6 protein-coding genes are annotated in these 13,265 nt (G+C 59.5%); 5 read left to right on the top strand and 1 reads right to left on the bottom strand.

Annotation, left to right across the window (positions count from 1 at the left end; translation table 11 throughout):
• Positions 1–96: 96 nt before the first annotated feature.
• The 3 genes from ACR0EK_RS15630 (at position 97) to yaaA (ending at position 3,305) form a co-directional block, all read left to right on the top strand.
• Positions 97–384 (top strand): YggT family protein, encoded by a 288-nt coding sequence (locus ACR0EK_RS15630; protein ID WP_170382138.1) that lies wholly within the window; start codon positions 97–99, stop codon positions 382–384.
• Positions 385–462: 78 nt separating this feature from the next.
• Positions 463–2,502 carry a DNA helicase RecQ gene (gene recQ, locus ACR0EK_RS15625; protein WP_480898795.1) on the top strand — a complete coding sequence of 680 codons (2,040 nt, stop codon included), beginning with the start codon at positions 463–465 and terminating at the stop codon, positions 2,500–2,502.
• 32 nt (positions 2,503–2,534) lie between these two features.
• Positions 2,535–3,305 (top strand): peroxide stress protein YaaA, encoded by a 771-nt coding sequence (gene yaaA / locus ACR0EK_RS15620; RefSeq protein ID WP_480967933.1) that lies wholly within the window; start codon positions 2,535–2,537, stop codon positions 3,303–3,305.
• Positions 3,306–3,352: 47 nt separating this feature from the next.
• On the opposite strand, the gene ACR0EK_RS15615 is transcribed toward yaaA, so the two are convergent.
• Positions 3,353–5,611, bottom strand: a complete 2,259-nt coding sequence (locus tag ACR0EK_RS15615) for a response regulator (protein WP_480898793.1) — start codon at positions 5,609–5,611, stop codon at positions 3,353–3,355.
• A gap of 115 nt (positions 5,612–5,726) precedes the next feature.
• On the opposite strand from ACR0EK_RS15615, the gene ACR0EK_RS15610 reads away from it, so the two are divergent.
• Positions 5,727–11,153, top strand: a complete 5,427-nt coding sequence (locus ACR0EK_RS15610; protein WP_480967932.1) for an alpha-2-macroglobulin family protein — start codon at positions 5,727–5,729, stop codon at positions 11,151–11,153.
• A 36-nt stretch (positions 11,154–11,189) separates the two neighbouring features.
• On the top strand, positions 11,190–13,247 hold the full coding sequence (gene pbpC, locus ACR0EK_RS15605; protein WP_480967931.1) for a penicillin-binding protein 1C: 2,058 nt from the start codon (positions 11,190–11,192) through the stop codon (positions 13,245–13,247).
• Positions 13,248–13,265: the final 18 nt, after the last annotated feature.

Here is a 13,265-nt window from a genome sequence, read left to right as displayed (position 1 = left end):
CGGGGCTTTGGGGCAATTCGCAAGCGCAGAGTTCAGCCTACTTGCTCTTTGCTGAAAGGGTGCTTAGGTCTCGTCCAACAAGAAAACGGAGATCCCATGCTGTCGCTGATCCAAATCCTGCTGCTGATCTTGGACATTGTCTGGTTCATCATTCTGGCCCATGTGATCATGAGCTGGCTGATCAACTTTCAGGTGCTCAACCTGCACCAACAACTGGTTGCACAAATCTGGTACGGATTAAATCGGATATTAGAGCCTATTTACGGGCCGATCCGCCGCGTTCTACCCAATATGGGTGGGTTGGATTTGACCCCGCTGGTGGTGCTGATCGGCGTCTATGCCTTGCGGATCATCCTTATCAACAACGCGCCCTATTTCTACTGACCTCTTGTTCACTTAATCTTAGTATGTGATTGTCCTGTTTTAAGAGCAGATAAACCTTAAAACAGGGCACCCCCGCATATGTTCGACGCCGCACCCTTGCTGCGAGATGTCTTTGGATTCGACGCCTTCCGCCCCGGGCAGGAAGAGATTGTCGACGCCGTGACGGCAGGTGAAAACGTGCTGGCGATCATGCCCACAGGTGGCGGGAAGTCTCTTTGCTTTCAACTCCCTGCACTGCTCCGCGATGGCGTGACGGTCGTTATATCTCCGCTCATTGCCCTGATGCGTGATCAGGTGCGGGGGCTGCAAGAGGCCGGGGTCGAGGCCGGTGCGCTGACATCCGGCAACACGCCCGAGGAAACCGAGGCCGTCTGGGACGCGCTGGAGGACGGGCGGCTAAAGCTGCTTTACATGGCACCCGAACGTCTGGCTGCCGGGTCGGCGCTTGGGATGCTCCGTCGGATCAACGTCAGCCTGATCGCCGTGGACGAAGCCCATTGTGTCAGTCAATGGGGGCATGACTTTCGCCCTGATTACCTACGGATCGGAGAGTTGCGGCGCGCCCTGAAGGTTCCGCTGGCCGCGTTTACCGCCACGGCGGACGCCGAAACGCAGGATGAGATTGTCGAAAAACTGTTCGATGGCATTGAGCCACGCAAATTTCTGCGCGGATTTGACCGGCCCAACATCCATCTGGCCTTTGCCGCAAAAGACGGGCCGCGCAAGCAGATCCTTGATTTCGCAGATGCACGCAAAGGCCAGTCGGGTATCGTTTACTGCGGCACCAGAAACAAAACCGAGGTGATTGCTCAGGCCCTGCGCACCGAGGGGCACTCGGCTTGCCACTATCACGGCGGGATGGAGGCCGAGGACCGCCGCATTGTCGAAACCCGTTTCGCGCGCGAGGACGGGTTGATCGTCGTCGCAACCGTGGCTTTTGGCATGGGCATCGACAAACCCGATATCCGTTGGGTCGCCCATGCGGACCTGCCGAAATCAATCGAAGCCTATTATCAGGAAATCGGACGCGCCGGGCGCGATGGCGGCCCGGCCGAAACGCTGACCCTGTTCGGCCCCGATGACATTCGCCTGCGGCGATCACAGATTGACGAGGGTCTAGCGCCGCCCGAGCGCCGCATGGCCGATCATGCGCGTCTGAATGCCTTGCTGGGTCTGGCCGAGGCATTAGAATGCCGCCGCCAGACATTGTTGGGTTACTTTGGCGAGACCACAGGACCCTGCGGCAAATGCGATCTGTGCGACAGCCCGCCCGAAGTTTTCGATGGCACAACTCCGGTACGCATGGCCCTGTCCGCGATCCTGCGGACCGAGGAATGGTTCGGTACAGGCCATTTGATCGATATCCTGCTGGGAAATGAGACCGACAAAATCCGCGCCCGCCGCCACGAGGATTTGTCCACTTTTGGCGTCGGAAAGGATTGGACGCGCCCGCAATGGCAGGCCATTTTCCGCCAGATGATGGGACACGATCTGGTCCGCCCCGACCCTGAACGTCACGGCGCATTGCGCATGACCGAAGCGGCCAAACCAATTCTGAAAGGCGAGACGCAAATCAACCTGCGCAAGGATACGCTGCGCAATGCGGTCCGTCGGCCTGCGGTCAAGGCAATGGTGTCCGAAGAAGACGCCCCGCTGCTATCCGCGCTCAAGGCCAAACGCCGTGCCCTGTCTGAAGCTGCACGTGTTCCGGCCTATGTCATCTTTCCGGACCGTACGCTTATCGAGATGGCGGAAAAGCGCCCTGTAACGCTGGACGATATGGCCCGGATCGGCGGTGTTGGGGCCAAAAAGCTGGAACGCTATGGCGATACGTTCCTTGAAGTAATCGCGGGCGAAACAAGAAGTGTTCATCCGGCGCGCCGAAAACTGGCTGGCCGCAATCAGGGTGAGATTTACGACCGTTTGATGGAAGTTCAGTCCTTGCTGTCGCGCGGTCCAGCCGGGATCGACAAGCCCCTGACCTGCTCGGCCTCACAATTGGCAAAAGTTGCGCAACTCCGCCCAGACGATCCCCGTGGGATTGCGCAGGTGCTGGGTGATCGATGTCACGAAAGGTTTGGCGCCGCTTTTCTGGACGTGCTGCGTGAGGCGGGCTAGATACCCCCGAACAGGCAAGAAAGAGGGCGGATATGCTGATCGTGATTTCCCCGGCCAAACGGCTGGACTGGGCAGAGCGGAATGTCGGGGTAACGCAGCCCGATTTTCAGGAGGATGCGATCCGGCTGTCCAAAACCGCTCGCAACCTGACGCTGAGTGATCTGAAGAAACTGATGGATCTGAGCGACGATCTGGCACGCCTGAACCGCGACCGGTATCGCGCTTTTTCGGATGCACCCGACGCCAAGGTCACACGCCCGGCTGCGCTTGCTTTTGCTGGCGACACATATCAAGGGCTTGAAGCTGCTTCGCTGGACGAAGACGAGCTGTTATGGGCGCAAGACCACTTGCGCATCCTTTCCGGCCTTTATGGTGTGTTGCGGCCACTCGACGCGATACAGCCCTACCGGCTTGAGATGGGCAGCAAGCTTAAAACCCGAAGAGGGAAGAACCTTTACGAATACTGGCGCGATCAGCTGAGTAAGGCACTGAATGCACAAGGTGCCGAGATTAACAGCAACATTCTGGTGAATTGTGCCAGTCAGGAGTATTTTGGTGCGGTGGATTTGAATGCCCTGAACCTGAGCGTCATCACACCGGTCTTCATGGAAGATAAGGGCGGCACCCCAAAGATTGTGAGCTTTTTTGCCAAAAAGGCGCGCGGTGCCATGGCGCGGTATGTCATCCAACACCGCTTGACCGACCCTAAGGGACTGCTGGATTTCGACAGTGGCGGCTATGAATACCGCCCTGATCTGTCGGAAGCGGATAAGCCCGTTTTCGTCAGACCTTATGCGGCCTGAAACCCAGATCACTTGAACTTGCATCCCGATGGCAAACGCCTGAAGTGTCAGCCCGACGAGGTCGGATTTGGGTTTTCGCCCCGCTCACGCCGGATTTTGACACTGGGCATGGTGTCTGCGACCGAGCAGACGCAATCGGGTTGGTGTTGCAGGATCATCTGGTGAATTCGGTTCTTGTGTAGCGGTTTGGTCAGGTAGTGGTCCAAGCCGGCTGACAGAATACCCTGATCATCCCCCGCCATGGCATGGGCCGTCAGGGCAACGATGGGAACGTGACGACCGGTTGCAACCTCAAGCCCGCGAATTTCCGCTGTTGCTTGTTTGCCGTCCATCTTCGGCATTGAAATATCCATGAAGATCAGATCTGGCTCGAACGCCTGATAGATCTCAACCGCTTCAATCCCATTGGAGGCAAAGCGAAGATCGATATTCAGATCCTTGACCATCTTCTTCAGGATCAATTGGTTGGTGCGGTTGTCCTCGGCGGCAAGAACCCTCATGCGTCGGGGGTGCGCAGATTCAGAATCTCTCTTTTTAGAGACTGTTTTACCCATATCCAAAGGGCCTCTTTCCAACGATGAGCCGTCGAGGGCCATCAACCTGCCATACAACTCGGATCGAGGGATGGGTTTCTGCAAGACACCGTCGATCAGGTCACGGGCAGGATGCGCGTGAATCAAACCGGGGCTTGCAGACATCACGACCACCGGAATGTCACCCCACCCGCGATCCCTGAGCGCGACCGCAAGATCCAGCCCATCCATATCCGGCAGATCGTGGTCACAAAGAACCAAATCAATCTGATCATTCATCTGTGACAGCGCCTCGGTCCCCGACGTGCAAACCGTCACCTCAGCCCCCAGTCGTCCAAGCTGTTTGGCAAGAATGGCCCGGTTCACGGCAAGATCTTCGACCAGCAGGACATGTTTCAAACAATCCGCCAGGTTCGGAGGCTCGGGTTGCGGGCCTTCTACCGTGGGCAGTGTCACGCGAAAACCGAAACAGGATCCCTGTTCCGGTTCGCTTTCAACCCAAACCGTGCCGCCCATCAAGGTGATCAGCCGCTTGGTGATGGCAAGGCCAAGCCCGGTGCCTTCAAACTGGCGGTTACGCTCGTCTTCGACCTGATTGAACTCGCCAAATATGTGGTCGATTTTCTCGGCGTCGATGCCAATTCCGGTGTCTTCAATCGCGATATGGATGTCGCAGATCTGCGCATCCGGGTTGGGCACCCCTGTCACCCGGACCAGCACGTAGCCTTCGGAGGTGAACTTGACGGCGTTGCCGACCAGATTGGTCAAAACCTGCCGTATCCGACCAGGATCGCCTACAAAAAGGGTTGGCAAGAACAAGTCGTAATCCACCAGCAATGTCAGCCCCTTATCGCGCACGCTGGGCTGTAGCAGCATCGCAACCTCAAGAATGCAGCGTTCAAGATCGAACTGCTCGGGGTGCAGAGCCAACTTGTCCGCCTCAATCTTGGAATAGTCCAGAACGTCGTTGATGATGACCAGCAACGCCTCGCCCGAATTGCGGATCGTGTTGACGTATAGCCGCTGCTCTTCGTCCAGCGGTGTTTCATCCAGCAACTCGGACATGCCAACGATGCCGTTCATCGGAGTGCGGATTTCATGGCTCATATTGGCCAGAAAGGCCGACTTGGCCCGGTTTGCTGCTTCGGCTCGCTCGCGCGCCGCCTTAAGCTCGATTTCGTGCCGGACCGACGCTGTGATGTTGAGAGCAAGGCTCACCATATCACCACCGCTGCCACGCTGGTCGATCAGACGGATATAGTGACCGTTCCAAAGCTGCATAACGATTGGTGGCGGATTGGCGCGGCTCCAGCGGGCCAGCATTCTGGCCTGCCAGTCTTCCGCGGATTCATCCCCGATATCGACAATACCTTCTGACGTCAGCAAATGCAGAATACGCGGGTATGATATTCCCGGCGCGACCTCGTCCAGGCCTTCAAAAACGCTCAGATACGCGGCGTTTGCGCCGATCAGCCGGTTGTCACCGTCAAAAAAGGCAAATCCGTCCTGAATTGTCTGAATCGAGTGCCACAAACGGCGTTCGGCAACCTCGATCTTGGCGTTGGCCAAGCAGAGATCGGATTTGACCTTTTCGTTTTCATCCCGAACGGTTTCAACCTCAGCCTGCGTTTCGCCAATTCGTTTGGTCAACGCCATGGCATGTTGACCCAGTTTGCGATTGGCTGCCGAAAGCTCGGCCTGTTTCAGGGCCAGCATCCGTTCAGCTGCCAAACGCGCGCGCCGTTCCTGTGCCAATTTATGTGCAAGACTCATTTGATTGATTCCAGAACGCTCTGCGCCCAGCATCCCGGCGGAAGATGAAAAACTGTTTAAGCCGTTGCACAACAGGCGCACACCATGCAACGCTGTGCCCAAAGAGGAGGGCACCATGCGCCGCTTTGTTTTTATTTCAATAACTTACGTCTTTTCACTATTGGTCCAGCCCGGCGCCACCCAGGCGCAGGATGCAGTGCCTGATTTCCGCTACATCACGACACGGGACGCAGATTTTTATGGCTCGGATCTGGACGCCCTTTTCGATACCGATCTGAAGTCCTGCATTCAGGCTTGTTCCGCCAATACACTTTGCACCGCGTTCACCTACAACACCCGATCCAATGCCTGTTTTCCAAAAAGCGGTGTAAACCGGCAAGAGGCCTATCAGGGGGCTGTGTCTGCGCAGAAGGTGCTTACTCTAGATCAGACCCAAACTTTGGCAAAAACGCGTGCAAATGCGTTGAATGTACTTGGTACTGCTGACCTGAAGCAGGCCGCAGATCAGGCGCGCGATCTGGGCTTTTTGCATATGGCACAGGGTAACGACCTGCAGGCTGTTCTGGACGCGGCGCGCAGCGCGAGCAGCCCGCGGCAGGCGATGAATTGGACTGGTGTGGCCGTATCGCTCAGCGATGCGCCTGATCTGTGGGTGGAATACGCGCGCCTGTTGTTGCAGACAAACTCTTCGGACTGGAGTGAAAGGCGCGATCTGCGCAACCGTGCGCTGAATGCCGCAACCAATGGCTATCTGCGCGCCGATACTCCCGGCACGCAGGTTGCCGCCCTGATGACATTGGCCCGCGCCCTGGAGGAAGTCGAGCGTGGGCGCGATATGATCCCGGTGCTGCGGCTGGCCGAGCAAATCCAACCGCGCGAGGATGTACTGGCCGCACTGAATGATGCCATCGGGAAATACGGGTTTCGCGTGGTCGACAGTTCTGTCGAAAGCGACGCCGCCGCGCCGCGGATCTGTGTTGAGTTTTCGGAACCGTTGGTCAAGGCGGGGGTCGACTATGATCCGTTTGTCCAGCGCAACGATGACGGGTTGGTGGTACAGGCTGAGGGCAGGCAGCTGTGCGTTGACGGTGTCGCCCATGGTCAGCGCTATCGCCTGACGCTACGCGAAGGCTTGCCCTCCGCCTCGGGCGAGGCGCTGAACCGCAATGTTGAGCTTACCCATTACGTGCGCGACCGGGCGCCTTTGGTCCGGTTTCCCGGGCGCAGCTACGTTCTGCCGAAATCCGTTAATGCTGCGTTGCCCGTTGAAACGGTCAACGTCACCGAGCTGAACCTGATCCTGCGGAGGGTCAGCGACCGGAACCTGTTGCGCGCGGTTCAGCAGGATTTCTTCGGTCGCCCGCTCAGTGAATGGCAGGAAGCAGAATTTTCCGATGAAATTGCCGAGGATATCTGGACTGGCACCGCCGAAGTGGCCAACGAACTGAACCAGACCATGACGGCGCGCCTGCCCATGGCAGAAGCGATCGCGGATCAGCCCGCTGGCATCTATACGCTGACCGCCCGTGTTCCGGGGGCTGATCCCTATGACGACCTGGGCGCAACGCAATGGTTTGTTCTGTCCGATCTTGGGATCAGCAGCGTGCTTGGCACCGATGGATTGCACGTCACGGTGCGCGGGCTGAGCGACGCGGCACCCCGTGAAGGTGTCGAGGTTTCACTGGTCACAAGCGCAAATGCGGTCATCGCCCAAGCGCGAACGGATGAATCAGGTTATGTCCGGTTCGATCCCGGTCTGATACGGGGCAAGGGGGCCAGTGCGCCCGCGCTGGTGATGGCATCGACCGGGGACAGTGACTTCAGCTTTCTATCCTTGACCGATCCTGCCTTTGACCTGTCAGATCGTGGTGTTGAAGGGCGTGCACCTGCGGGGCCGGTTGATGTTTTTCTAGCCACGGATCGCGGCGCTTATCGAGCCGGAGAGGTGATACACCTCACCGCCCTTTCGCGCGATGGTGAGGCGCAGGCTATCGAGGGCCTGCCCCTGATTGCAATCCTGTATCGCCCTGACGGCGTGGAATACCGCCGAACCGTCTCGGATGGCGGCGTCGCCGGGGGGCATATCTTTGCCCTGCCTGTTGCGGCAGATGCACCACGCGGCGCTTGGCGGATCGAGATCAAGTCTGATCCCAAAGGCGATGCGCTGGCGCGACAAACAGTGCTGGTAGAAGACTTCCTGCCGGAACGTATAGATTTTGAGCTGACCCTGCCGGACGCGCCCCTGCGTCCCGGCGACAGCCCTCCGCTTTCGATCGACGCGCGCTATTTGTTTGGTGCGCCGGGGTCCGACCTGAGCATCGACGGTCAGGTTATCGCACGCCCGGCGGACACAGTGCCGGGCTACGACGGGTATCGCTTTGGCCGCTATGACGCCGAGACATCGATCAAAAGCACCTATTTTGGTGACATGCGCACAGATGCAAACGGCAAAGCATCTATTGCCGTTGAAATCCCTTTGTTAGAGACGGAAGGGAAACCAATTGAAGCCGAGGTTATTGCGCGACTGGCTGACGGCTCAGGCCGCCCTGTTGAACGTCGCCTGAGCGTTCCTGTCCTGCCGCCGCAACCTGTGATCGGTGTCAAACCCCTGTTCGAGGACGTACTCCCCGAAGGTACCGAGGCAGCGTTTCAGATCATTGGCCTTGCACCCGACCTGAGCCCCAGCCCGATGCGCCTGCGCTGGACGCTGAACAAGATCGAAACGCGGTATCAATGGTATCAGCTTTACGGAAACTGGAATTGGGAACCGACAACCAGACGCACTCGCGTTGCCACCGGAGAGATTGACGTCGCTACTGATCCTTTGGCGTTGTCCCAGCCCGTGGACTGGGGCCGTTATGAACTGGTGGTCCAACGTATTGATGGCACCTTTACGGAAACCGCTGTCGATTTCCACGCAGGCTGGTATCAGGCCGCAGATGCTTCGACCACGCCTGACCGGCTTGAGATGTCGCTGGATCGCGACAGCTATCGCGCCGGGGAAACCGCACAGCTGCGCATCGTTCCGCGCATGGCAGGTATCGCCCAGATCGAGGTGCTTTCGAACCGCCTGATCCATCGCCAGATGGTTGCCGTAAAGGAGGGCGAGACAGTTATCCCGATAGAGGTGACAGAAGATTGGGGTGCAGGTGCCTATGTCACGGCCACAGTGATCCGACCGATGGATGTTGCGGCCGGTCAGAACCCGGCACGCGCCATGGGCGTCTCCTATGCTGCCATTGATCCCGCGGATCGCACGCTGTCAGTTGCCATTGAGGTGCCCGAGGTTACCTCGCCCCGTCAAACACAGAAGACCCTTGTTAGGGTCAAAAATGTTGCAAGCGATGATCCAGTCTGGCTGACCCTTGCTGCTGTGGATGTGGGCATCCTCAACCTAACGGGGTTCGAAAGCCCAAGCCCGCAAGCGTACTATTTCGGGCAACGTCGTCTGGGCGTGGACCTGCGAGATGTTTACGGGCGGCTGATCGACGGCATGAACGGAACGATGGGTACGGTTCGCTCTGGCGGCGACAATGACAACGGGATGCGCCGCCAATCCCCGCCACCGACGCAAGATCTGATGGCGGTGTTCAGCGGCCCGGTTCAGGTCGGTGCGGATGGAAAGGTTGAGGTCGACATCCCCCTGCCCGCCTTCAATGGTACGGTCCGACTGATGGCCGTCGCGTGGTCACAAAAAGCCGTCGGTCAGGCCGAAGCGGACATGATCGTCCGCGACCCGGTGGTGGTGACGGCCAGTCTGCCGCGGTTTCTGGCCCCCGGCGATCAAAGTCGGATGCGGCTTGAGATTGTCCATGCGGATGGCACATCCGGAGACATGGCGCTTGGCCTGACCACCACTGGTGGGCTGGAACTGGGCCCGGTACCGGCAAGCTTTCTGCTGGAGGATGGTGGCAAAGCGGTGTTCGACATCCCTGTAACGGCCCATGTTATTGGCGATCCAGAGATCAGCGTTTCCATCACCACACCAGACGGGCGCGATCTGTCGCAAACCCTTCGGATGCCGGTGCGGGCCAATGATCCCGTGATTGCCCGGACACGGCGCTTTGCGCTGGGTGCGGGTGACAGCTTTCTGTTTTCACAGGATGTTTTTGATGGGTTTCAACCCGGCTCGGCCAAGGCCATTCTGTCCGCCGGAGCACTGGCAAAGTTCGATATGCCCGGCCTGCTGGATCAGTTGAACCGTTACCCTTATGGCTGCACCGAGCAGATCACCAGCAAGGCGCTGCCGCTGCTTTACCTGTCATCCGTCGCGCAGGCCTCGGGGCTGGGCAATGGCCCGGAGGTGAATCAACGCATCACGGAATCAATCCGAAGCATCCTGACTCGTCAGGCTGCAAACGGTGCCTTTGGCCTGTGGCGCGCAGGCAGCGGTGATTTCTGGCTGGACGCCTATGTAACCGATTTCCTGTCGCGCGCCCGTGCGCACGGGCACCCGGTGCCGGATCAGGCTTTTGCGCAGGCCATGGATAACCTGCGCAATCGGGTCAATTATGCGCCGGATTTTGACGAAGGTGGTCAGGATATCGCTTATGCCCTGATGGTTCTGGCGCGGGAAGGCGCGGCGGCGATGGGCGATCTGCGTTATTATGCGGATGTCAAAGGGGATGCTTTCGACACGCCGTTGGCTGCAGCGCAACTGGGCGCTGCGCTGGCCTCGTACGGGGACCAGACCCGCGCAGACGCGATGTTCGCCCGTGCGGCGCGGATGCTGCAACAGGTGCCGAACGATCAGGAAAACCACTGGCGCGCGGATTACGGCACCCGCCTGCGGGATGCGGCGGGCCTGCTGACCCTGGCGGTAGATGCGGGCAGCGAGGCGATTGACCGCAACGCATTGATCCAACGGGTAAGCACGGGCCGCACTCCCCTGTCCACGCAAGAGGCCACATGGTCCCTGCTGGCGGCGCACGCGCTGGTGTCTGATCCGTCCGGCTCCGGTTTGACGGTCAATGGCGTGTCAGTATCCGGCCCCTTTGTTCAGGTTCTGCAATCCGGGCAGGCGGAAGAGGTCAACATCACTGCGACCGACGGTCAGGCAACCGATATCACCCTGACGGTGACCGGAATCCCCGAAGATCCGCCTGGGGCTGGTGGCACCGGCTATGCAATCGAACGGCAGTATTATTCGATGGACGGCGATCTGATTGACGCAGGCCGCTTTGCCGTGGGGGACCGGTTTGTCACGGTTCTGACGGTCACGCCGTTTGAAAGCGGTGGGGCGCGTCTGATGGTGGACGATCCCCTTGCCGCCGGAATCGAGATTGACAACCCGAACCTGCTGCGATCGGGCGATGTACGGTCGCTGGACTGGTTGGATCTGTCTGATGCCACACATACCGAGTTCCGCTCGGACAGGTTCCTGGCTGCGGTTGACCTGTCAAGGCGCCAGACCGTGACACTGGCTTATGTCGCCCGTGCTGTCACACCGGGCGTGTTCCACCATCCCGCGGCCTCGGTCGAGGATATGTACCGCCCCCAGAACCGTGCGCGAACGGCGACGGGACGGGTCGAGGTGCAGTGACCGGCCATCTTTCATATCCCTGTTTGGGCGGCTCTCATGCCTAGGGTGCCGCGCCTGTTATTTGCGCTGGCCGGTGCCCTCTATCTGGCGGCGTTGGCGCGGGATGGTGTCGACCGCTGGGTCGACGCCACGGTGCTGCCGCCCGTTCTGACTGAAACTTCGGTCGAGATGCGGGATCGTAACGGTGACCTCCTGCGTGTGTTTCCGGTTGCAAATGGCATCTGGAGGCTGCAGCCCGGCGCTGTCGATCCCAATTTCACCACCATGCTGGTCCGGTACGAAGACAAACGTTTCTGGACCCACGCGGGCGTGGACCCTGTCGCGTTGCTGCGCGCAGCCGGGCAAAGCCTTTGGAATGGGCGCGCGGTTTCGGGCGGATCAACCCTGACCATGCAGGTCGCGCGGCTGATCGAAGATGGATCGACCGGGCGTTGGAGTGGCAAATTTCGCCAGATTAGGGTCGCATTGGCGCTGGAACGGCAGCTGAGCAAGACACAGATCCTGAACCTATACCTGACCCATGCCCCCTATGGCGGCAATCTGGAAGGTATCCGTGCCGGTGCCCGCGCCTGGTTCGGCAAAGAAGCAACCCGTTTGACCGCCGCACAGGCGGCCCTGCTGGTCGCTTTGCCGCAATCCCCGGAGGCGCGGCGCCCGGATCGCAGACCCGAGACAGCCCAAATTGCCCGTGATCGGATTTTGCGCAGGTTAGAGCGCCACGGCGTATTGACCAAGGCTGAGACGCACGCAGCCCTGACGGAAACCATTCCTGGTCGAATGATCCCGTTTCCGCGCCTTGCACCCCATCTGACCGACCGCGTGAAAGGCCAAACCCGTGCAACCGGTGTATTTGATCTGACCCTGGATGCAGGGGTGCAAGCCCGGTTGGAAACTGTGGTCGCTCGGGCCGCCGCGCGCATCGGGCCGCGCGTGTCCGGTGCGCTGATCGTGGCAGATCATCGCGACGGTAAGATTTTGGCCTCGGTCGGGTCAGCCGGGTATCAGGATGCACGACAAGGGTTCGTGGATATGACCCAAGCCGTGCGGTCGCCCGGATCGACGCTGAAACCTCTGGTTTACGGGCTGGCACTCGATCAGGGGCTGGCCCATCCGGAAACCCTGATCAGCGATAGCCCGGTGATGTTCGGGCGTTACGCCCCGCGAAACTTCGATGGCGTTTTCCGGGGCGATGTAAGGGTTCGGGACGCGCTGCAATTGTCGCTGAATATCCCTGTCGTGCGCCTGACGCACGAGCTGGGCCCTGCGCGCGTGATGGCAGCACTGCGGACAGCAGGATCAGAACCGCGCCTGAGCAGTGGTACACCCGGATTGGCAATATCCTTGGGTGGCGTCGGTCTGAGCCTGCATGATCTTGTGCAGATCTACGTGACGCTGGCCGCTGGTGGGCAAGGCCCGATTCTGCGCCATGACGCCCTGGCTGATGCACGGCTCACCTCTCGTGTTTTGTCCGAAACCTCAGCATGGCAGATTGCGGATATCCTATCCGGGATCACACCACCCACGGGCAGCACTTCAGGGGCGCTGGCCTTCAAAACGGGAACCTCTTATGGGCACCGCGATGCCTGGGCCATTGGCTTTGACGGGCAGCATGTCATCGGGGTCTGGCTGGGACGCGCGGATGGCACACCTGTTCCCGGCGCATTCGGAGGGGACGTTGCCGCGCCGCTTCTGACCGAGGCTTTCGGCCTGTTGAAACCCGAACTCACGCCCTTGCGCCCACCGCCACCATCAACACTGTTGGTTGGCGCGGCGCAATTGCCGCAACCGTTGCAACGTTTCCGGCCCCGCGCGGCGGCTTTCGAAACGGACCAAACCGCACCTGATCTGTTGTTTCCACCAGAAAACGCTGTGTTAGAGACTCTCGGGAGCCCTCTGACGGTGAAACTACGCGGTGGTGTCGGGCCGTTTTCCGTTCTGACCAACGGCGTGCCTGTCTTGACCGGGCAACGGCAGCGAGAATTTGAAATTCCCAATCCCGGACCCGGATTTACCTCACTTGTGGTGGTGGATGCGCAGGGTCAATCCGACCGGGCCTCGTTCCGGATCGACCAGAGCGCGCCCGGTTCCCGTTAAAGAACAGCAACGGGCCAG

Source organism: Ruegeria sp. AE4, from assembly GCF_056542185.1.
Note: the sequence above shows the minus strand (reverse complement) of the source record. Positions and strands in the feature narration are given on the sequence as shown.